General features: G+C 72.1%; 14 protein-coding genes. 7 read left to right on the plus strand and 7 right to left on the minus strand.

The features are described from left to right. Positions 1–963 precede the first annotated feature (963 nt). A complete protein-coding gene (glgP, locus tag ACFV6I_RS10020; RefSeq protein WP_380424268.1) occupies positions 964–3,645 on the plus strand; it encodes an alpha-glucan family phosphorylase in 2,682 nt (893 codons plus the stop codon). Positions 3,646–3,677: 32 nt separating this feature from the next. On the opposite strand, the gene ACFV6I_RS10025 is transcribed toward glgP, so the two are convergent. The 3 genes from ACFV6I_RS10025 to glgX all read right to left on the minus strand — a co-directional run bounded on the left by ACFV6I_RS10025 (position 3,678) and on the right by glgX (position 9,730). Then, the gene (locus tag ACFV6I_RS10025) at positions 3,678–5,537 is read right to left on the minus strand and encodes an ABC transporter ATP-binding protein (RefSeq protein WP_363371973.1); all 1,860 of its coding nucleotides are present in this window, start codon (positions 5,535–5,537) and stop codon (positions 3,678–3,680) included. Then, positions 5,534–7,354 (minus strand): ABC transporter ATP-binding protein, encoded by a 1,821-nt coding sequence (locus tag ACFV6I_RS10030; protein ID WP_063347758.1) that lies wholly within the window; start codon positions 7,352–7,354, stop codon positions 5,534–5,536. Before ACFV6I_RS10030 ends, ACFV6I_RS10025 begins: the two co-directional genes overlap by 4 nt. Before the next feature lie 168 nt (positions 7,355–7,522). Further along, complete coding sequence (gene glgX / locus ACFV6I_RS10035) at positions 7,523–9,730, minus strand: glycogen debranching protein GlgX (protein ID WP_063347757.1); 2,208 nt, start codon at positions 9,728–9,730, stop codon at positions 7,523–7,525. Between the two features lie 313 nt (positions 9,731–10,043). Between glgX and ACFV6I_RS10040 the strand changes: the two genes are divergently transcribed. From ACFV6I_RS10040 to ACFV6I_RS10060, 5 genes are all read left to right on the plus strand, one after another. Further along, the gene (locus tag ACFV6I_RS10040; RefSeq protein WP_380336683.1) at positions 10,044–11,318 is read left to right on the plus strand and encodes an Ig-like domain-containing protein; all 1,275 of its coding nucleotides are present in this window, start codon (positions 10,044–10,046) and stop codon (positions 11,316–11,318) included. Between the two features lie 174 nt (positions 11,319–11,492). Next, the gene (locus tag ACFV6I_RS10045) at positions 11,493–12,767 is read left to right on the plus strand and encodes an Ig-like domain-containing protein (protein ID WP_380424270.1); all 1,275 of its coding nucleotides are present in this window, start codon (positions 11,493–11,495) and stop codon (positions 12,765–12,767) included. Positions 12,768–13,055: 288 nt separating this feature from the next. Further along, positions 13,056–14,288: an Ig-like domain-containing protein gene (locus ACFV6I_RS10050; RefSeq protein WP_380424272.1), complete on the plus strand. Its 1,233-nt coding sequence runs from the start codon at positions 13,056–13,058 to the stop codon at positions 14,286–14,288. 278 nt (positions 14,289–14,566) lie between these two features. After that, the gene (locus ACFV6I_RS10055; RefSeq protein WP_244293363.1) at positions 14,567–15,064 is read left to right on the plus strand and encodes an ATP-binding protein; all 498 of its coding nucleotides are present in this window, start codon (positions 14,567–14,569) and stop codon (positions 15,062–15,064) included. Positions 15,065–15,655: 591 nt separating this feature from the next. Further along, positions 15,656–16,609, plus strand: a complete 954-nt coding sequence (locus ACFV6I_RS10060) for a DMT family transporter (RefSeq protein ID WP_380424274.1) — start codon at positions 15,656–15,658, stop codon at positions 16,607–16,609. Positions 16,610–16,890: 281 nt separating this feature from the next. Here ACFV6I_RS10060 and ACFV6I_RS10065 read toward each other — a convergent pair whose 3' ends face one another. Continuing rightward, positions 16,891–17,634: a TetR/AcrR family transcriptional regulator gene (locus tag ACFV6I_RS10065; protein ID WP_380424276.1), complete on the minus strand. Its 744-nt coding sequence runs from the start codon at positions 17,632–17,634 to the stop codon at positions 16,891–16,893. Between the two features lie 140 nt (positions 17,635–17,774). Between ACFV6I_RS10065 and ACFV6I_RS10070 the strand changes: the two genes are divergently transcribed. Next, complete coding sequence (locus ACFV6I_RS10070; RefSeq protein WP_380424278.1) at positions 17,775–18,377, plus strand: NADPH-dependent FMN reductase; 603 nt, start codon at positions 17,775–17,777, stop codon at positions 18,375–18,377. Positions 18,378–18,532: 155 nt separating this feature from the next. On the opposite strand, the gene ACFV6I_RS10075 is transcribed toward ACFV6I_RS10070, so the two are convergent. The 3 genes from ACFV6I_RS10075 to gcvH all read right to left on the minus strand — a co-directional run bounded on the left by ACFV6I_RS10075 (position 18,533) and on the right by gcvH (position 21,795). Continuing rightward, the gene (locus tag ACFV6I_RS10075; protein WP_063347749.1) at positions 18,533–19,900 is read right to left on the minus strand and encodes an L-serine ammonia-lyase; all 1,368 of its coding nucleotides are present in this window, start codon (positions 19,898–19,900) and stop codon (positions 18,533–18,535) included. A 158-nt stretch (positions 19,901–20,058) separates the two neighbouring features. Then, positions 20,059–21,327, minus strand: a complete 1,269-nt coding sequence (gene glyA / locus ACFV6I_RS10080; RefSeq protein WP_063347748.1) for a serine hydroxymethyltransferase — start codon at positions 21,325–21,327, stop codon at positions 20,059–20,061. Positions 21,328–21,420: 93 nt separating this feature from the next. After that, positions 21,421–21,795, minus strand: coding sequence for a glycine cleavage system protein GcvH (gcvH, locus tag ACFV6I_RS10085; protein WP_063347747.1), 375 nt, complete (start codon positions 21,793–21,795; stop codon positions 21,421–21,423). Positions 21,796–21,883: the final 88 nt, after the last annotated feature.

A 21,883-nucleotide genomic window follows, 5' to 3' on the forward strand; every position in this document is an offset into this window, starting at 1 on the left:
AGGCCTTGCGCGGCGCGGCGCCGGAGGTGCCCTCGGCGGTGGTCCCGGCGGTCCCGGCGGCGTCGGCGGTGGCCTTCGCGGTGGCGGCGGCGCGGCGCGTGGTGGTGGTGCGCCTGCGCGGTGCCGCGGTCCGGCCCTCCTCGGCCCCGGGTTGTCGGGCCGCTTCGGCCGGCTCGGTGCGGACCGCCCCGGCGGCCCGCGGCGCCGGCATCGCCGGATCCGTCCGAGTGTCAGAATCCATCCGTCCGGCGGATTCCGCGACCGCTGCGTCGTGGCTGTCGGCCACCGGTGTGGACTGGTCCCGCGTGTCGCCGTGCATGTCAAACTCCTGCCCGAGATCGGCGGCAGCTCCCGCGGGCCGGGGATGGGCCAGGGGAGTACCGGGAGGACTGCTGGGTGGGGAGGACGTGCGACCGGAAGCCTGCCCGCGCCGCCGTCCCCGGCAACCTGCCCGGCGCCCGCCGAGCCCTCGACGGGAGCCCTGGAGCCGCGCGCGTCCCGGCGCGCGCCTCCAGGGGCACGCCCCTGGGCGACCCGGTCGACCCGTGAACGAGCAGGCCGAGTACGAGGACACGCGTCGGTGCGAGGTGAGCGCCGAATGGGCTAAGAAGAAGGGGAACGATCAACGCGAAAAGGATTCGGACGTGCTGCTTCAAGGCGGACGCCACCCGCCGCCGCACTCCCCGCAGCATCAACGACCTTGAGTCATCCTCGCACCGGGGACAAGACTTTTGCAGCGGTACGACAGTAGTTTCGGGCTTTGTCCTGAGCGGATGAGTCATCGGAAATGGACCTGTTCCGCAGTGTTCATGCATTGGTAGCGCAGGACCCCGGAAATGTGCGCCGCGCGCGCCCCCCGTGCAGACCAATGCGCCGAATGCGATCTCATCAATAGGCCGAACGGATGCCCAATAGCCCACTTGACGCACTGTCATGACGGACATCGCGGCTACGCTTCACGCCGTGAAGGCAATCCGCAGATTCACCGTCCGCACCGTCCTGCCCGAACAACTCCAGCCGCTGCACGAGCTGGCCCTCAACCTGCGCTGGTCCTGGCACCCCGAGACCAGGGACCTCTTCCGGTCCGTGGACCCGGAGGTCTGGGCCGCGACCGGCGAGGACCCGGTGCGGCTGCTCGGGGAGGTCCCGGCCGCCCGGCTCGCCGCCCTCGCCGCCGACCGGCGGTTCCTGCGCAGACTCGGCGACCTCGCCGACGACCTGCGCGAGTACCTCAGCGGCCCGCGCTGGTACCAGGCCCAGCAGGAGGCCGGCACCACCCCGCCGCCCGCCGCCATCGCCTACTTCTCCCCCGAGTACGGCATCGCCGCCGCGCTGCCGCAGTACTCCGGCGGGCTCGGCATCCTGGCCGGCGACCACCTCAAGGCCGCCAGCGACCTAGGCGTCCCGATCATCGGCGTCGGCCTGTTCTACCGGCACGGCTACTTCCGGCAGTCCCTCAACCGGGACGGCTGGCAGCAGGAGCGCTACCCGCTGCTCGACCCGGACGAACTCGCGGTCAGCCTGCTCCGGGAGGACGACGGCACCCCCGGCCGGGTCGACCTCGCCCTGCCAGGCGGCCGCACCCTGGCCGCGCACATCTGGAAGGCCCAGGTCGGACGGGTCCCGCTGCTGCTCCTCGACTCCGACATCGAGGCCAACTCGCCCGCCGAGCGCGACGTCACCGACCGGCTCTACGGCGGCGGCAGCGAGCACCGGCTGCTCCAGGAGATGCTGCTCGGCATCGGCGGCGTCCGCGCCGTCCGCGCCTACTGCCGGCTCACCGGGCACCCCGCCCCCGAGGTGTTCCACACCAACGAGGGCCACGCGGGCTTCCTCGGCGTCGAACGGATCCGCGAGCTGGTCGCCACCGGCTCACCCGGCCCCGACAGCGTCGGCCTGGACTTCGCCGCCGCCCTGGAGTCCGTCCGGGCCGGCACCCTGTTCACCACCCACACGCCCGTCCCGGCCGGCATCGACCGCTTCGACCGCGAGCTGGTCGCCCGCCACTTCAGCGGCGACGCCGCCCTGCCGGGCGTCCCGGTCGAACCGGTGCTCGCGCTCGGCGCCGAGACCTGGCCCGGCGGGGACCCGAAGCTCTTCAACATGGCCGCCATGGGCCTGCGGCTCGCCCAGCGCGCCAACGGGGTCTCCACCCTGCACGGCGAGGTCAGCCGCTCCATGTTCAACGGGCTCTGGCCCGGCTTCGACGCCACCGAGGTGCCGATCACCTCCGTCACCAACGGCGTCCACGCCGCCACCTGGATCGACCCGGCGGTCGTGCGGCTTGGCGCCGCCGAGATCGGCGCCGACCGCGCCGAGGACGCCATGACCACCGGCGACGCCAAGCGCTGGACCGGCCTGGAGCGGATCGGCAACACCGAGATCTGGGACCTGCGCCGCAGCCTGCGCGCCCAGCTGGTCGACGAGGCCCGCCGCCGGCTGCGCGACTCCTGGCGCCAGCGCGGCGCCGGCGAGGCCGAACTCGGCTGGGTCTCCTCGGTGCTCGACCCCGACGTGCTCACCATCGGCTTCGCCCGCCGGGTGCCCTCGTACAAGCGGCTCACCCTGATGCTGCGCGACCCGGACCGGCTGCGCGCCCTGCTGCTGCACCCCGTCCGGCCGGTGCAGATCGTGGTCGCCGGCAAGGCCCACCCGGCCGACGACGGCGGCAAGCGGCTGATCCAGCAGATGGTCGCCTTCGCCGACGACCCGGCCGTCCGGCACCGGATCGTCTTCCTGCCGGACTACGACATGGCGATGGCCCGGCACCTCTACCCGGGCTGCGACGTCTGGCTGAACAACCCGCTGCGCCCGCTGGAGGCCTGCGGCACCTCCGGGATGAAGGCCGCGCTCAACGGCTGCCTCAACCTGTCCGTCCTGGACGGCTGGTGGGACGAGTGGTACGACGGCCAGAACGGCTGGGCGATCCCCACCGCCGACGAGACCGGCGGCGTGCTCGACCCGGAGAGCAGCGAGGCCGAGCGCCGCGACGACATCGAGGCCGCCGCGCTGTACGACCTGATCGAGGACCAGGTCGCCGGCCGGTTCTACGACCGGGGTACGGACGGGCTGCCGCACCGCTGGATCGCCATGGTCCGGCACACCCTCGTCACCCTCGGCCCCAAGGTGCTGGCCGGGCGGATGGTCCGCGAGTACGTCGAACGGCTGTACACCCCGGCGGCGCTGGCCCAGCGGGAGCTGTCGGCGGCGGAGCACCACGGCGCCCTGGAGCTGGCGGCCTGGAAGGCGAAGGTCCGGGAGGCCTGGCCGGCCGTCCGGGTCGAGCACGTCGAGGCGGACTGTCCGGACGAGGCGCAGGAACTGGGCAGCTCGCTGGCGCTGCGGGTGCAGGTCGCGCTCGGGGCGCTGGAGCCGGGCGACGTCGAGGTGCAGGCGGTGTCCGGCCGGGTGGACGAGACGGACGGCATCTCGGACGGCTGCGTGCTCGCCCTCAAGCCGGTCGGCGGGTCCGACCTGGACGGCCGGACCCGCTACGAGGGCTCGCTGGAGCTGGGCCGGACCGGTCCGTTCGGCTACACCGTCCGGGTGCTGCCGGCCCACCCCCGGCTGGCCTCCCCGGCGGAGCTGGGGCTGGTGGCCCTGCCCGCCGAGTCGTCGGGGATGGACGCGGGGGTGCTGAGGTGAGGCCCCGCTGCGGGGAGCGCCGACCCTAGGACCTAGACCAGGCTGTCCCGCCAGGCCTGGTGGAGTGCGGCGAAGCGGCCGGATCCGTCGATCAGCTCCTGCGGGGAGCCGTCCTCGACGATCCGGCCCTGGTCCATCACCAGGACGCGGTCGGCGATCTCCACGGTGGAGAGCCGGTGCGCGATGATCACCGCCGTCCGGCCGGCCAGCACCGTGCGCATGGCCCGCTGGACGGCCTGCTCGCCGGGGACGTCCAGCGAGCTGGTCGCCTCGTCGAGGATCAGCACCGCCGGGTCGGCGAGCAGGGCGCGGGCGAAGGCGACCAACTGGCGCTGCCCGGCGGAGATCCGGCCGCCGCGCTTGCGCACGTCGGTGTCGAAGCCGTCCGGGAGTGCGGCGATGAACTCGTACGCGCCGATGTCCCGGGCGGCCTGCTCGACCTCCTCGCGGCCGGCGCCGGGGCGGCCGATCGCGATGTTCTCGGCGACGGTGCCGGAGAACAGGAAGGACTCCTGGGTCACCATCACCACGCCGCGCCGCAGCTCGGGGGTGGCGAGGTCGCGCAGGTCCACGCCGTCCAGCCGGATCCGGCCGTCGGTCGGGTCGTAGAAGCGGGCCAGCAGCTTGGCGACCGTCGACTTGCCGGCGCCGGTCGCGCCGACCACCGCCACCGTCTGCCCGGCCGGGATCACCAGGTCGAACGGCGGCAGCACCTGCTTGCCGGTGCGGTAGGCGAAACGGGTCTCCTCGAAGCGGACCTCGCGCCCCTTGCCGACGGCCTGCGGCAGTTCGGCGGGCGCGGCCGGCTCGGCGACGGTCGGCTCGTGGGCGAGCAGGCCGGCGATCTTCTCCAGCGCGGCGGCGGCCGACTGGTAGCTGTTCAGGAACATCGCCAGCTGGTCGATCGGGTCGTAGAGCCGGCGCAGGTAGAGCACGAAGGCGGTGAGCACGCCCAGTTCGACCGTGCCGTCGGCGACCAGGTAGGCGCCGAGCAGCACCACGCCGGTGGTCCACAGGTTGGCGGTGACGCGGGAGAGGCCGACGTAGCGGGCGATCTCCAACAGGCCGTCCGCCGTCGCGGTGGCGGACTGCCGGTTGACCAGGCCGAAGGCCTCGTCGTTGGCCTTCTCCCGGCGGAAGGCCTGCACCGGGCGGATGCCGTTCATGGTCTCGGTGAAGCGGACGATCAGCGAGGCGGCCGAGGTGCGGGAGCGGCGGTAGACCCGGCGCGAGCGGCTGCGGAAGGAGCGGGCGATCAGCGCCAGCGGCAGGATCGACGCCAGCGAGACCAGGCCGAGCCGCCAGTCCAGCACCAGCAGCAGCACCGAGATGTAGCAGACCGACAGGAGGACGGTCAGCAGCTCCTGGAGGCCCTCGGAGAGCAGCTCGCGCAGCGCGTCCACGTCGCTGGTGGCGCGGGAGATGATCCGGCCCGAGGTGTAGCGCTCGTGGAAGTCCAGGCTCAGCCGCTGGGCGTGCCGGAAGATCCGGCCGCGCAGCTCCAGCAGGATGTCCTGGTTGACCCGGGCGCTGATCTTGATGAACGCCCACTGCAGCAGCAGGCTGAGCAGCGCGCAGCCCAGGTAGGCGCAGACCACCGCGATCAGCGGGCCGCTGTCGCTCTCGCGCAGCGCCGGGATGCCGCGGTCCATCGCGATGGCGACCAGCAGCGGGCCGGACTGCAGGGCCGCCTGCTGGATGAGGATCACCAGCATCGCGACGCCGATCCGGGCCCGGTGCGGGCCGAGTAGCGAGCGCAGCAGCGCCCGGGGCGCGCCGGGCGGGACGGGGATGTCCTCCTCGTCGGCCGGGGGCGGCGGCGGAAGCTGTTCCTCGACCGGTTCGGCGGTCTCCCGTTCGGCGGGGCCGGCGGGCGAGATGGTGGTGGTCATCGGGTGGTGCCCCCCTCGGAGACCAGTGCGGCCTCGGGCATCGGGGCGGACTCGCCCGACATCAGTTCGCGGTAGTGCGCGCAGTCGCGCAGCAGGTCCTGGTGGGTGCCGACGGCCTCGATCCGGCCGTCGGAGAGCACCGCGACCCGGTCGGCGAGCAGCACGGTGCTCGGGCGGTGGGCGACCACCAGGGCGGTGGTGGCGCCGAGGACCTGGCGCAGCGCCCGTTCGACCAGGGCCTCGGTGTGCACGTCGAGGGCGGAGAGCGGGTCGTCCAGCACCAGGAAGGCCGGGTCACCGACCACCGCACGGGCCAGGGCGAGGCGCTGGCGCTGGCCGCCGGACAGGCTCAGGCCCTGCTCGCCGACCTCGGTGTCCACGCCGTCCGGGAGCTTCTCCACGAAGGAGGCCTGGGCGGTGGCCAGGGCGGCGCGCAGCTGCCGGTCGTCCGCGCCCGGGGCGCCCATCAGGACGTTCTCCCGGACGGTGGCGGAGAACAGGGTGGGCTCCTCGAAGGCGACCGCGACCAGCTCGCGCAGCCGTTCCCGGGGGAGGTCGCGGATGTCCCGGCCGTCCAGGGTGATGGTGCCGGCCGTGGCCTCGTACAGGCGGGGGAGCAGTGCGGTGAGCGTGGTCTTGCCGCTGCCGGTGGCGCCGACCAGGGCCATCGTCTCGCCGCTGCGGATGTGCAGGTCGATGCCGGCCAGCAGGTCGGGGGTGTCGTCGGGGGCGTCGGGGTAGCGGAAGCGGACGCCGGTGAAGCGGATGCCGTCGGGGGTGGCGCCCAGGCCGTCGGCGGTGCCCGGGTCGGCGGTCTCGGGCTCGTCCAGCACCTCGAAGAAGCGGTCGGCGGCGGTGGCGGCCTCGTTGGCGTAGGCGAGCAGCCAGCCCAGGGACTCGACCGGCCAGCGCAGCGCCAGCGCGGTGGAGAGGAAGGCGACCAGGGTGCCGGCGCTCAGCTCGTCGTGGGCGACCAGGTAGGCGCCGGCGGCGAGGGCGCAGCCGAGGGCGATCTCGGGCAGGCCGACGATGACCGCCCAGAGGTTGGCGAGCAGCCCGGCCTTGCGCAGTTCGGTGCGGCGCAGGTCGTGGGCCTGGGCGCGGAAGCGCTCGGCCATCGAGCGGTGGCGGCCGAAGGCCTTGAGGATGCGGATGCCGAGGACGGACTCCTCGATGACGGTGGCGAGGTCGCCGTTCTGGTCCTGGGCGCGGCGGGAGGCGCCGGAGTAGCCCGCCTCGAACCGCCGGGTGAGCACGAACAGCGGGACGGCGGGCAGCAGGATGATCAGGGCGAGCCGCCAGTCCTGGGTGAACATCACCGCCGTGCCGGCGAGGAACATCACCGAGTTGACGATCAGGAAGACCAGCGGGAAGGCCAGAAACAGCCGCATGGTGTACATGTCGGCGGTGGCCCGGGAGAGCAGCTGGCCGGATCCCCAGCGCTCGTGGAAGGAGATCGGCAGCCGCTGGAGCTTGGCGAAGAGGTCGCCGCGCATGGCCGTCTCCAGCCCGGCCAGCGGGCGGGCCAGGACCACCCGGCGGGTGTAGAACAGCGCGGCCTCGACCAGTCCGAGGACCAGCAGCAGGCCGATCAGCGGCCAGAGCCCGCTCAGGTCGTGTTCGGCGAGCGGGCCGTCGACGATCCGGCCGAGGACCAGCGGGACGCCGAGGACGCTCAGCATGGCGACCAGGGCGGCGGCCACCGAGGTGGCCAACCGGCGGCGGACGGCTCGGGCGTAGGGCCACAGGCGCAGGAGGGAGCGGACCGTGGAGCGGTGCCCGGTCGCGGTGTCGTCGTCTTGTCGGTTCTCGGCCATCGTCGTGAGGGTAGGACGAGGTCGCGTCATTTCTCATCAGGTTTTTCACCCCTGACAGAACGCTTCGGCGAGAACCGGCCACCTGTACGGGTGGGGCGCGGGTGAAAAGCGGGGCGCGTGGGGCCGGCCGCAGGGGCCGGAGTGCGCCGCACGTGCGGCCGACACCGCTCAGGTCGTGGCGGCGGGCGCGCGCAGCAGCCGCAGCGAGCGCCCGGCCAGCAGCGTCGCGCCCTGCGGACAGGGCTCGCCGCCGCCCTCGACGGCGGTGTCGACCACCGTCTCGTACGCCTCCTCCGGCGCGGCCCAGGGCTCGCCGGGGAGGGTGAACAGCACGGGTTCGTGGCCGGCGTTGAGCAGCAGCAGGAAGCTGTCGTCCAGCGTCGGCCGCCCGGCCTCGTCCCGTTCGGACATCGCGGTGCCGGACAGCAGCATGCCCAGGCAGGCGGTCGGGGCGAACCAGTCGGCCTCGGTCATCTCCTTGCCCAGCGGCGTGAACCAGGCGAGGTCCGGCTGGCCGCCCGGGGCGGCGGCCCGGCCGGAGAAGAACGCCCGCTGCCGCAGCACCGGGTGGGCCCGGCGCAGCCGGATCAGCCGGGCGGTCAGCTCGCACAGCCCGCGCCAGCGGGGATCCGCCAGGAGCGACCAGTCCAGCCAGCCGAGTTCGTTGTCCTGGCAGTAGGCGTTGTTGTTGCCGCCCTGGGTGCGGCCCAGCTCGTCCCCGGCGGTGAGCATCGGGACGCCGGTGGAGAGCAGCAGTGTGGCCAGCAGGTTGCGCAGTTGGCGCAGCCGCAGGGCGTTCACCTCCGGGTCGGTGGTCTCGCCCTCGACGCCGTGGTTCCAGGACCGGTTGTCGTCGGTGCCGTCCCGGTTGGCCTCGCCGTTGGCCTCGTTGTGCTTGCGGTCGTAGCTGACCAGGTCGCGCAGCGTGAAACCGTCGTGCGCGGTCACGTAGTTGACGGAGGCGTACGGGCGGCGGCCGCCGCGCTGGTAGAGGTCGGAGGAGCCGGACAGCCGGTAGCCCAGCTCGCGCACGTCCGGGCGGGCGCCGCGCCAGAAGTCCCGCACGGTGTCCCGGTACTTGTCGTTCCACTCGGCCCACAGCGGCGGGAAGCCGCCGACCTGGTAGCCGCCCGGGCCGACGTCCCAGGGCTCGGCGATCAGCTTCACCCGGCTGAGCAGCGGATCCTGGGAGACGGCGGCGAGGAAGGGGTGGTCCATGTCCACCCCGTCGGTGCCGCGGGCGAGGGCGGCGGCGAGGTCGAAGCGGAAGCCGTCCACGCCCATCTCGGTGACCCAGTACCGCAGCGAGTCGGTGACCAGCCGGACCACCTGCGGGCGGCGGGTGTCCAGGGTGTTGCCGCAGCCGGTGAAGTCGGCGTAGCCGCGCGGGCGGTGCGGGGCCGGGCGGTAGTAGGCGGTGTTGTCGATGCCGCGCAGCGAGAGCATCGGGCCGAGTTCGGCGCCCTCCGCGGTGTGGTTGAACACCACGTCGAGGATCACCTCGATCCCGGCGGCGTGCAGGGCGCGGACCATCCGCTTGAACTCGCCGACCTGGCCGCCGCGCGAGCCGGCCGCCGAGTAGCCGGCGTGCGGGGCGAAGTAGCCGATCGTGTTGTAGCCCCAGTAGTTGACCAGGCCGCGCGACTGGAGGTGGTCCTCGCTGGCGTACTGGTGCACCGGCAGCAGCTCGACGGCGGTCACGCCGAGGCGGGTCAGGTGGGCGACGGCGGCCGGGTGGGCCAGGCCCGCGTAGGTGCCGCGGAGTTCCGGCGGGATGTCGGGGTGGCGCATGGTGAAGCCGCGCACGTGCAGTTCGTAGAGCACCGTCTCGGCCCACGGGGTCTTCGGGCGGTGGTCGTCGTACCAGTCGTCGTCATCGTGGACGACCACGGATCTGGGCACGTAGCGGGCCGAGTCGCGGTTGTCCCGGACGGTGTCGGCGACGTCCGCCTCCGGCCAGTTGCGGACGGCCGCGCAGACCGCGTCGTGGCTGGTGTAACAGCCGTCCACGGCACGGGCGTACGGGTCGAGCAGCAGCTTCGCCGGGTTCCAGCGGGCGCCGGTCCACGGATCCCACCGGCCGTGCACGCGGAAGCCGTACCGGGTGCCGGGGCGGACGCCGGGCAGGAAGCCGTGCCAGGTCTGGAAGTCCTGCTCGGTGAGGCGGTGCCGGCCCTCCCGGCCGTCCTCGTCGAACAGGCAGAGGTCGACCGCCTCGGCGCCGGCCGCCCAGAGTGCGAAGTTGGTGCCCTGGCGGCCCTGTTGGTCGGTCCGGAAGCGGGCGCCGAGCGGCTGCCAGCTGCCGGGCCACGGTGGCTCGGCGGTGTCCCCGCCGGGCGGCCGCACTCCGGCTTCCAGCTCCTGCCCTGACGCCATGGCCGCACCCTCCCTGGACGGGGTGTCCCGGACCCCGTTCACTTCCTCTTTCCCGGATTGCGCAGATCGGAAGCGGCTGAACGGGGGCTTACCGGCGGATGGCGGCCGATGGATGGGGGGATTTCGCGCGGCTGCGCGTGTCCCCGCCGCGATTGCCCTCGTTGTTCCCGGTATCGGGCGTTCCCGCTGCCGGACGTTCCTGGCACCGGGAGTTCCTGACATCGGGAGTTCCCGGCGTCGGGCGTCCCCGGTAGCGGAGGCTCCCGGTACCGGATCTTCCCGGTACCGGACGTGGACAGTGGGAGGCCCCGGAATGCGGCGCCGAGGACGGGTGTGGGCGCGGCGGGCGGCGGCGGTGGCCTGGGGCCTCGCCGTCCTGACGGGGTGCGGCGGCCCCCCGGCGGCCCCCGCGCAGGACGCCGCCGGGCCCGGGGCGCACACCCCGCCCCCGCCGCCGTCCCGGGCGGTCGTCACGGCGCTGCCCGCCGACGGCGCCCAGGACGTGCTGCCGGAGGGCCCGGTCCGGGTGACGGCGGCGCAGGGCCGGCTGGTCACCGTCCGGCTGGCCGACGCCAAGGGCACCGAGGTTCCCGGCACGATCGCCCCGGACGGCGCCGCCTGGACACCCGACGGCCCGTTGCCGCTGGGCACCGCGTACACCCTGGACGCCGTCGCCGAGGATGACCAGGGCCAACGGGCGGCCCAGCACTCGGCGTTCTCCACGATGGCCCGGGCGCACACCTTCGTCGCCTTCTTCACCCCGGAGGACGGCTCCACCGTCGGTGTCGGCATGCCGGTGTCGCTGCGCTTCAGCCGGCCGATCACCGACCGGGCGGCGGTGGAGAAGGCCGTCCAGGTGAGCGCCGACCCGCCCGTCCCGGTGGCCGCGCACTGGTTCGGCAACCAGCGGCTGGACGTCCGCCCGCAGCAGTACTGGGCGGCCGGCACCAAGGTGACGGTGGCGCTGCGGCTGAAGGACGTGCAGGGCGCGCCGGGCGAGTTCGGCACCCAGACCAAGGACCTGCACTTCACCGTCGGCCGGGCCCAGGTCTCCACCGTCGACCTGGACGCGCACACCCTGACCGTCCGGGCCGGGCAGGGCGGCAAGGTGGTGCGGGTGCTCAAGGTGTCCGGAGGCAGCCGTGACCACTCCACCTACCGGGGCGTCATGGTGGTGTCGGAGAAGTACAAGGTGACCCGGATGAACTCGCAGACCGTCGGGATGGGCGACGAGTACGACATCAAGGACGTGCCGCACGCGATGCGGCTGACCAACTCCGGCACCTTCGTGCACGGCAACTACTGGGCGGACCCAGGGGTGTTCGGCGCGGCCAACACCAGCCACGGCTGCATCGGCCTGGCCGACGCCAAGGGCGGTGCGAGCAAGGACTCCCCGGCGGGCTGGCTGTTCGAGCACACCATCCCGGGGGACGTGCTGGAGGTGAAGGCCTCCGCGGGGGACTTCGTGCCGCCGCAGAACGGCCTCAACGGCTGGAACGTGCCGTGGGAGCAGTGGGTGGCGGGCAGCGCCCTCGGGCCGGTTGCCGGTCCCGCCGTCGGTCCCTCCGCAAGCCCCGTCGCGCAGTAGTCGATCTTCACCGCCGATTCACCCCCGATCCACCCACCTCCCCCCGGGAGCCGCTCGGACGGCCCGGCTATCCTGCTCCGGCGCGCCCTGGTCCGGCGCGAAAGATCGGCGCCCGGTGCAACTCATGGGGGCACTCAACGCGTCAAGAGAGTGGATACCGGGAGGGGAGAAACCGTGAAGACGGGGAAGACGGCCGACGCCGCGATACGTACCACCAGCCGTTACCGGCGCAGGGGTGCGATGGCGTTGGTCATGGGCGGGGTGCTGCTGCTCACCGCGGCCTGCGGCGACGACAAGGGCGGAACGGGCGGCGGGGGTGACAACGCGGCGCCCGCGGCGACGGCGGGTGCGGGCGGGACGGCGGCCCCGGCGGGCGCGTCGGCCGAGCCGAAGACCTCCGCCGCGGTGCTGGCCGTCGAGCCGAAGGACGGCGCTCAGGACGTCGCACCGAGCAACGCGTTGCAGGTGTCCGTCTCGAACGGCAAGCTCACCACGGTCGAGGTGACCGACAAGAACGGCAAGCCGGTCGACGGGGCGATCACCCCGGACGGCATCGGCTGGAAGCCCGCCACCGCGCTCACCGTCGGCATGGCGTACAAGGTGAACGCGCAGGCCAAGGACGCCGACGGCCTGGTGGCCGCGTCCACCACGACGTTCACCACGCTGACGCCGGACAAGAAGGTCTCCACCAACGACAACATCAGCGACGGCGCCACCTACGGCGTCGGCATGATCGTCTCGGTGAACTTCAGCAAGACCGTCAAGAACAAGGACGCCGTCCTCAAGGGCATCACCTTCGAGACGAACAACGGCACCGAGGTGAAGGGCCACTGGTTCGGCGACAACCGGCTGGACTTCCGCCCGGCCGAGTACTGGAAGCCGGACACCAAGGTCACCATCAAGTACCGGCTGAAGAGCGTCGAGGTCGCCCCGGGCATCTACGGCGACGTGGACAAGGACGAGCCGTTCACCATCGGCCGCTCCCAGATCGCCACCGCCGACGCCAAGGCGCACCAGATGACGATCGAGCGGGGCGGCAAGAGCACCACCGTGCCGGTCACCATGGGCGCGGAGGCGACGCCGTCCTGGAGCGGGACCATGGTGATCATGTCCAAGGAGAAGGTCACCCGGATGAACTCGCAGACCGTCGGCCTCGGCGGCGAGTACGACATCCAGGACGTGCCGCACGCGATGCGGCTGACCACCTCCGGCACCTTCGTGCACGGCAACTACTGGTCCAACGCGACCAACCCGTTCGGCAGGACCAACGCCAGCCATGGCTGCGTCGCGATGATGGACGAGAAGGGCGGCAGCGACACCTCCGTCGCGGGCAAGTTCTTCAACGACACGATGGTCGGCGACGTGGTCAAGGTCGTGAACAGCAAGGAGAAGACCGTCGCGCCCTCCAACGGGCTGGGCGGCTGGAACGTCGCCTGGGCGAACTGGTAGATCCTGCCCGCTGATTGACCGGATAGTCCCGGTTCGTCGGCGCGGTGCAGAAGAGCGGCCCGATCCTCACCCGTTGGGGTCGGGCCGTTCGCGTTTTCGCAGCGCACCGGGCCCCGAATGGCGCAACCTTTCCGGGGGCCGGCGCGTGTAGTGGTCGGGTCCGTCGTGTGCACGGGAGTTGTGCGGGGTTTCGGGTCGTGGGGTTTCGGCCCGCGGGCTTCGGTTCGCGGGTTGCGGGTTGCGGTTCGTGGGGTTCGGTTCGTGGGGTTTCTGAGGGAGGGATCGACGTTGAGGTCGATACGCAGAGTGGTGGCCGTCGGTCTGGTGGGCGGCGCGATGGCGCTGACGGCCGCGTGCGGTGGCGGGAGCGGCGGTAGCGGGGGCGGGAGCGCGGCCAAGGCGGACCTGGGGGCCGGCGCGGCCGCCGGGACGACCTCCCCGGGCGCCGCGGCGGCGAGCAGCGCGGCGCCGAAGGTGTCGCAGGCCGTGGTGAACATCGAGCCCAAGCCCGGCACGGTGGACGTCGCGCCCGACGCGCTCAAGGTCGGCGCGACCGGCGGCAAGCTCACCACCGTCAAGGTCAGCGACAAGACGGGCGCGGAGGTGCCCGGCACCATCGCCGCCGACGGCTCCAGCTGGACCCCGTCGGCCGGCCTCGCCGTGGGCAGCGCCTACCAGGTCAGCGCGATGGCCGCGGACGCCAACGGCGTGGTCGCCAGCGCGGACAGCAACTTCACCACGCTGACGCCGACGGCCCTCGCCAAGGCCGCCGACAACGTGGACAACGACGCGACGTACGGCGTCGGCATGATCGTCTCGGTGAACTTCAGCAAGGACGTCAAGAACAAGGACGTCGTCGCGAAGGGCATCACCTTCGAGACCGACAACGGCACCGTGGTCAAGGGCCACTGGTTCGGCAACCGCCGACTGGACTTCCGCCCCGAGCAGTACTGGAAGTCCGGCACCAAGGTGACGGTGCACTACCGCCTCAAGAGCGTCGAGATCGCCCCTGGGGTGTACGGCACCGACCGGGACGAGCCCTTCACGATCGGGCGGTCTCAGATTTCGACGGTTGACGCCGCCGCGCACAGGATGACCGTCGAACTGGACGGCAAACCGTCGGACATCGACATCACCTCCGGCTCGCCCGAGCACCCGACCTGGAACGGCACGATGGTCGTCATGTCCAAGGAGGGCGTGGTGCGGATGCAGTCCAGCACCCTCCCTGGCATGAGCGGCTCCCCGTACGACCTTCAGGTGCCGCACTCGATGCGGCTCACCGACAGCGGCACCTACCTGCACGGCAATTACTGGAGCAAGCTCATCGGCGAGGACAACGTCAGCCACGGCTGTGTCGCCCTCAAGGACGTCGAGGGCGGCGGCGAATCCACCTCGATGGGCAAGTTCTACGCCGGCTCGATCGTCGGCGACGTGGTGGTCGTGAAGAACTCCACCAAGAAGGAGACCCTCGACCCGGCGAACGGCCTGAGTGGCTGGAACGTGCCCTGGAGCGCCTGGTAGGCCGACCGGTAGCCGCCCTGGTCGGGGCGGTTCCACGGCAACCCGGGATTGACGCGGACGCGGCCCGGGTTGCCTGCTCCCCACCCTCTTCCGGCTCCTTCCGGGCCCCCTCCAGGCCCCCGCCTGGCACTCTCCGCGGGGTCTCCTTGCACGCGGCATATGCCGACTCGGAGGAGATCGTTTGCTCATTGTCCGTACGCGGCCGCTTGCGTTCCGCAATGATGGACCGCATGGCGGGTTGGGGCGAAACAGATCAGTCATCAGTTCCCGGGGCCGGATTGGTCGCCGAGGCGTCGTGGATCGATGTCCAGGGCGCGCTGGCGGCGCTGGAGCGGCTCAGCTCGGAGGAACTGGAGGAGATGTATTGCGGCAGGCTGAGCGATCAGTCCGTGCCGAACGAGGTACGACTGCCGTCCCGGCCGGAGACCGGCCCGGTGGCCCGCCGACTGGTGCTGTCGGTCCTGGAGTCCTGGGACCTCCATCAGCACCTGGAGGCCGGTGAGTTACTCACCAGCGAACTGGTCTCCAACGCCGTCCGGCATGCCGCCGGACGCACTATCGGGCTCCAGGTGATCCGCAAGCCGGGCTGGCTCCGCGTCGAGGTCCGCGACTCCTCCCGGGCGCTGCCCTGCATGATCCTCGCGGAGCCGAAGCCGGTGACCGAGCGGGGGCGGGGCCTGCGGGTCATCGACGACCTGGCCGACCGCTGGGGCGCCGACCTGCTGCCGCGCGGCAAGGGCGTCTGGTTCGAACTGAAGGTCCGCGAGCGGCACTGACCCTTCCGGGTGTTCCGGGTGTTCCCGGGAAAACGCGCAGGGCCCCCGAAGTCGCCGTGGTCCGGCGGATGGGGGCCCCTGCAAGTCATCGCGCCGGCCAAGGGGGTGCGTGCCGCGCGATGGGCGTCGGCCGTGCCAGGTCGGGCCAGCCGAAGTCTCCACGCCCAGGCCGGCGTGCTGTGCCGCCCGCCGTTGGGCTGCTTCGACTATCGCACGGATCTCAGCATGTGGGCAAACCAGGTGACTTGGATTGAAAGGTTTGTAACCTAGTTCACCTTTGGATTTTGCATAGGTTCACGCTGTCGCCTGTGAATATTCACCATCCTCGCCGTCGAGCCTCCGGTGCTTCGTCGCCCGGCCGCCAATTCCTCCGTGAACCCCACCCCGCCGGAACTGCCGGGTAGCATCAGGCCCGTGAACCTGTACTGGCACGTCGTGCTGCCACCGCTCTGCGCCTGATCGGGCACACACGCCGGTGGCTTGACCCCTGCGCTCCCTGCTGCGGCCCTCTCCGGCCGCCAGGAGGCTGCCGTGTGTGCCCGTTGCGAAACCAGCTCCCCTGACGGTCTTCGACGACGGAAGTTCACGACTGTGCCGAACCGCATCTCCACGCCCGCGCCCACCCTGGCCACCACCACCCCCGCCGCCCGCCGCACCAGCCCGCTCGGCGGGCCGGTCCCGATCCTGGTCGCCGCACTGCTGTGGGGCACCACCGGGACAGCCAGCTCCCTCGCACCCGACGGCGCCCCTTCGGCGGGCATCGGCGCCGCCGCGCTGGTCCTCGGCGGCCTCCTCCTCTTCCTCTCCACCCGCAGCGCCCGCGCGCTGCCCCGGGCCTGCGGCCGCCGGGAGCGGTGGCAACTCGCCGTCGGCGCCGTCGCGGTGGTCGGCTACCCGGTCACCTTCTATCCGGCGGTGACCCGCGCCGGGGTGGCGGTGGCCACCGTGATCGCACTGGGCAGTGCCCCCGTCTTCGCCGGCCTGCTCGGCTGGCTCACCCGGCAAGGGCGGCCGAGCGGCCGGTGGGCCTGTGCCACGGTGACGGCGGTCGTCGGCTGTGCCGTCCTGGTGCTGGGCCCCGAACTCACCGGCGGCGGCGCGGCGGTGGACACCGTGGGGGTGGCGCTGGCCGCGCTCTCCGGTCTCTCGTACGCCGTGTACTCGCTCATCGGCGGGAAGCTCATCTCGCGCGGGCACCCGTCCGCCGGGGTGATGGGGGCGATGTTCGGCGCGGCCGCGCTGCTCGTCCTGCCGGTGCTGTTCCTCGGCGACCTGCGGTGGCTCGCCTCGCCGCGCGGTGCGGCGGTGGTGCTCCACCTCGCCGTGATCACCACCTTCCTCGCCTACCGCCTCTTCGGCCACGGCCTGCGCCGCACCTCCGCCCAGACCGCCACCACCCTCACCCTCGCCGAACCCGCCGTCGCCGCGCTCCTCGGCGTCGCCGTCCTCGGCGAACGCCTCCCCGCCGTCTCCTGGTGCGGCCTCGCCATCCTGGCCGCGGGCCTCGCCGTCCTCACCGTGCCCGTGGGCACCCGCCGTCGCTGACCTGCGGGCGGCACCTGCACAGGAAGTCGGACGGGCCGACTTCCTGTGCGCGGGGCCGGGATCGAGTGTCCGAGGGGGCCCGGGGAAAATATATCGACCGGTCTACATAGGGCGTGTTCGTGGAGGGCTGGGGCGCATAGGAAGTCGGCGGGGCCGACTTCCTGCGCGGGAGGTGGGTGGGGGAGCGCTGAAAAGGTAGACCGGTCTGCATATTCCGGGCGTGAAAGGTAGACCGGTCTACATAATTTCCCCTACCCACCCACCTGAGGGCCGGGTCGCGCTCAGATGCCGAGGTGGGTGGCGATGCCGGTGAGGACGCAGTCGAGGCCGGTTTCGAACTGCCAGGTGGGGTCGTCCTTGCGGGTGGCCTCGTGGAGGTAGCGCTGGTAGGTGGGGTAGCGGCCGGTGTCCATCAGGAAGGACATCCGGGGGGCGAGGCCGGCGCGGGTCTCGTCGCCGTCGGACCAGCCGTGCTCGCGCTGGAGGGTGCGCAGGGCGAGCTCGGCGGCGACGGACCCGTGGACGTAGCCGGTGACGGTGCGGAAGACCGCCATGGTGGTGTCGGCGTCCAGGCCGTGGTCGGCGAGGGCGGCGAAGGCGCGTTCGGGGATGGCGAGCTGGTTGGGGGTGAGGGGGACGGCGCCGGCGCGGACGATCCACGGGTGGGCCAGGTTCATGGCGCGCAGGTGGAGCGCCAGGGTGCGCATGGTGTCGCGCCAGCCGGTGGCGGGGGTGCCCCGGGGGAGTTCGCCGTAGACGAAGTCGACCATCAGGTCGATGAGTTCGTCCTTGCCGGAGACGTACCGGTAGGCGGCCATCGGGGCGACGCCGAGGGTGGTGGCGAGCCGGCGCATGGTGACGGCGTCGAGGCCTTCGGCGTCGGCGATCGCGATCGCGGCCTCGGCGATCCGGTGCGGGGTGAGGGTGGTGCGCGGCGCGGGGGCCGGGCGGGCGAGGCGCTCCCAGAGTGAGGCCTGGGGCTTGGTCTGGTCGTCGTCCCCGGCGGGGGCCTGCTGGGCGGGCATGACGGCGGGCTCCTTCCGGCTGGGGTCCTCTCACCCTACCACCGGAGTGTACGACGTATCGGAAGTGGACGGCGTACGCGCCTATGTGTACGTTGTATCCGACAGATACGTTGTATACATCGTCCCGGAGGGGGATATCCATGGCCAAGGACGTTTCGGAGAAGAGCCTGAAGGTCGCGGTCGTCGTGGGCAGCACCCGGAGCGGCCGGTTCGCGCCCGTCGTCGCCGACTGGCTGCTCGGCCACCTCGGCGCGCGCGGCGACATGACCGCCGACCTGATCGATCTGGTCGAGACCCCGCTGCCGACCACCTTCCCGTCCTTCGGTGGTGAACTGGAGCCGGGCGCCGCTGAGTTGCTCGCCGCCGTCACGCCCCGCCTGGAGGCCGCCGACGCCTTCGTGGTCGTCACGCCCGAGTACAACCACAGCTTCCCGGCCCCGCTGAAGAACGCCATCGACTGGCACAACAGCCAGTGGCACGGCAAGCCGGTCGGCTTCGTCTCCTACGGCGGCCTCTCCGGCGGTCTGCGCGCCGTCGAGCAACTGCGAGTGGTGCTGGCCGAGTTGAACGCCGTGACGATTCGCAACACGGTCAGCTTCCACGGCGCCGCCCAGTGCTTCGGCGCCGACGGCCAGCCGCTCGACCCGGCCGCCGACGTCGCCGCCAAGACCATGCTCGACCAACTCGCCTGGTGGGCTGAGGCGTTGCGCGACGCCCGGCGAGTCCGCCCGTTCGCGGCCTGAGTGGCCTGAGCGGCCTGAGCGGCCTGAGCGGGCGCGTCGGGTGGCGCCGGGAAGCGGGGCCGGGGTGGGGCCAGCGGTGGCCCCGCCGCCCGGGACGCCCCGGAACGCCGAGAGCCCCCGGACGGGTCCGGGGGCTCAGGCGACAGCGGGTGTGATCAGCACTCGATGACGTTGACGGCGAGGCCGCCGCGCGAGGTCTCCTTGTACTTGATCTTCATGTCGGCGCCGGTCTCCTTCATCGTCTTGATCGCCTTGTCGAGCGAGACGTGGTGCCGGCCGTCGCCGCGCAGGGCCATCCGGGCGGCGGTGACGGCCTTGACGGAGGCCATGCCGTTGCGCTCGATGCAGGGGATCTGGACGAGCCCGCCGACCGGGTCGCAGGTGAGGCCGAGGTTGTGCTCGATGCCGATCTCGGCGGCGTTCTCGACCTGTTCGGGGGTGCCGCCGAGGACCTCGGCGAGGCCGCCGGCGGCCATCGAGCAGGCGGATCCGACCTCCCCCTGGCAGCCGACCTCGGCGCCGGAGATGGAGGCGTTCTCCTTGAAGAGCATGCCGATGGCGCCGGCCGCGAGGAGGAAGCGGACGATGCCGTCCTCGTCGGCGCCCGGGATGAAGTTCAGGTAGTAGTGCAGGACGGCGGGGATGATCCCGGCCGCGCCGTTGGTCGGAGCGGTGACCACCCGGCGGCCGGAGGCGTTCTCCTCGTTGACCGCCATCGCGTAGAGGGTCACCCACTCCATCGCGTTGGCCGGGCCGATGCCCTCGGCGCGCATCGCGCGGGCGGCCGCGGCGGCGCGGCGGCGGACCTTGAGGCCACCGGGCAGGATGCCCTCGCGGGACATGCCGGCCCGCACGCACTCCTGCATGACCTGCCAGATCTCCAGCAGCCCGGTCCGGATCTCCTCCTCGGAGCGCCAGGCCTTCTCGTTCTCCAGCATCAGGCCGGAGATCGACAGCCCGGTCTCCCGGGTGAGCCGCAGCAGCTCCTCGCCGGTGCGGAAGGGGTAGCGCAGCGAGGTGTCGTCGGGCTTGACCCGGTCCGCGCCGATGGCGTCCTCGTCGACGACGAAGCCGCCGCCGACCGAGTAGTAGGTCTTCTCCAGCAGCGTGGAGCCGTCCGCCGCGTACGCCCAGATGGTCATGCCGTTGGCGTGGTACGGCAGCGAGCGGCGGCGGTGCAGGACCAGCTGGGTGCTCAGGTCGAAGTCGATGGGGTGGGTGCCGAGGAGGTTGAGCCGCTTCTCGGTGGTGATCCGCTCGACGTCCTTGTCCGCCTGGTCGACGTCGACCGTGCGGGGGGAGTTGTCCTCCAGGCCGAGCAGGACGGCCTTCGGGGTGCCGTGGCCGTGGCCGGTGGCGCCCAGCGAGCCGTACAGCTCGGCGCGCACGCTCGCCACCTGGGCGAGCAGGTCCTCGGACCGCAGGCGTCGGGCGAACATCCGGGCGGCGCGCATCGGGCCGACGGTGTGGGAACTCGACGGGCCGATGCCGATGGAGAAGAGGTCGAAGACGCTGATGGCCACGGGGGACGTCCTTGTCTGGTCTCGTGGAAGGACTGGCGGGCGGGGGACGACACGGGTCGGGGCACCGCGCGCACTGTCCAGTGTGCGCGGTGCCCCGGGATCCCAGGTGCCGCGGCGGGGTGAGGCCGGTCACCCCGCCCGAACGATCACCGCAGTGATCAGAGGTTCGGGTAGAGCGGGTACTTCTCGGCCAGCGCGGTGACGCGGGCCTTGAGCGCGGTGGCGGCGTCCTCGTCGAAGGCGGGCTTGAGCGCCTCGGCGATGATGTCGGCGACCTCGCGGAAGTCCTCGGCCTGGAAGCCGCGGGTGGCGAGCGCGGGGGTGCCGATGCGCAGGCCGGAGGTGACCATCGGCGGCCGAGGGTCGTTCGGGACGGCGTTGCGGTTGACCGTGATGCCGACCTCGTGCAGGCGGTCCTCGGCCTGCTGGCCGTCGAGCTGGCTGTTGCGCAGGTCGACCAGGACCAGGTGCACGTCGGTGCCGCCGGACAGCACCGAGGCGCCGGCCTCGGCGACGTCGGCCTGGAGCAGGCGCTCGGCGAGGATCTTGGCGCCCTCCAGGGTGCGCTGCTGGCGCTCCTTGAACTCCTCGGACGCGGCGACCTTGAAGGCAACGGCCTTGCCGGCGATCACGTGCTCCAGCGGGCCGCCCTGCTGGCCGGGGAACACCGCGGAGTTGATCTTCTTGGCGTACTCGGCCTTGGACAGGATGACACCGCCGCGCGGGCCGCCCAGGGTCTTGTGGGTGGTGGTGGTGACCACGTCCGCGTACGGCACCGGGTTGGGGTGCAGGCCGGCGGCGACCAGGCCGGCGAAGTGCGCCATGTCCACCATCAGCAGCGCGCCGACCTCGTCGGCGACCCGGCGGAACGCGGCGAAGTCCAGCTGGCGCGGGTAGGCGGACCAGCCGGCGATGATCAGCTTCGGCTGGTGCTCCTTGGCCAGGCGCTCGACCTCGGCCATGTCGACCTGGCCGGTCTTCTCGTCCACGTGGTACGCGACCACGTTGTAGAGCTTGCCGGAGAAGTTGATCTTCATGCCGTGGGTCAGGTGACCGCCGTGGGCCAGGTTCAGGCCCAGGATGGTGTCGCCCGGCTTGATCAGCGCGAACATCGCGGCGGCGTTGGCCTGCGCGCCCGAGTGCGGCTGGACGTTGGCGTGCTCGGCGCCGAACAGGGCCTTGATGCGGTCGATCGCGATCTGCTCGACCACGTCGACGTGCTCGCAGCCGCCGTAGTAGCGGCGGCCGGGGTAGCCCTCGGCGTACTTGTTGGTGAGTACCGAGCCCTGGGCCTCCATGACCGCCACCGGGGCGAAGTTCTCGGAGGCGATCATCTCCAGGGTGGTCTGCTGGCGGTGCAGCTCGGCGTCGACCGCGGCGGCGATCTCCGGGTCGAGGGAGTGCAGGGACTGGTTCAGAACCGTCATGGTGTGGTCTTCCCGGGAGGAGAGAGACGGGAGCAGAGAGGGGGGAGCCTGGCAGGGCGGCCGCCGCGCTGCGGCCGCCCCGTCACGAGCGGGTCAGCCGCCGATGAAGGCGGTGTACTCGTCCGCGCTGAGCAGCTCGTCGGTGGACTCCACCTGGACCTTGAACAGCCAGCCGCCCTCGAACGGGGCGCTGTTGACCAGGCTGTTGTCGTCCAGGACGTCCTGGTTGATCTCGACGATCTTCCCGGTCACCGGGGAGAACAGGTCGCTGACCGACTTGGTCGACTCCAGCTCGCCACAGGACTCGCCCGCGGTCACGTCGGCGCCGACCTCGGGCAGCTGCACGTAGACGATGTCACCGAGCGCGTCGGCCGCGTGGGCGGTGATGCCGACCGTGGAGACACCGCCCTCGATGGCGGTCAGCCACTCGTGCTCCTTGGTGTACTGCAGGTGCTGGGGGTTGCTCATGGCGTCATTCTCCAGGATGGGAAGCGGGTACGACGAAGCGGGCCGCCGCACGGACGGCTTCGACGCGGATCAGGCGTGGTTCAGGCAT

Origin of the sequence: Kitasatospora sp. NPDC059803 (assembly GCF_042732255.1) — a bacterium.
In the GTDB taxonomy this organism is placed as follows: Bacteria; Actinomycetota; Actinomycetes; order Streptomycetales; family Streptomycetaceae; genus Kitasatospora.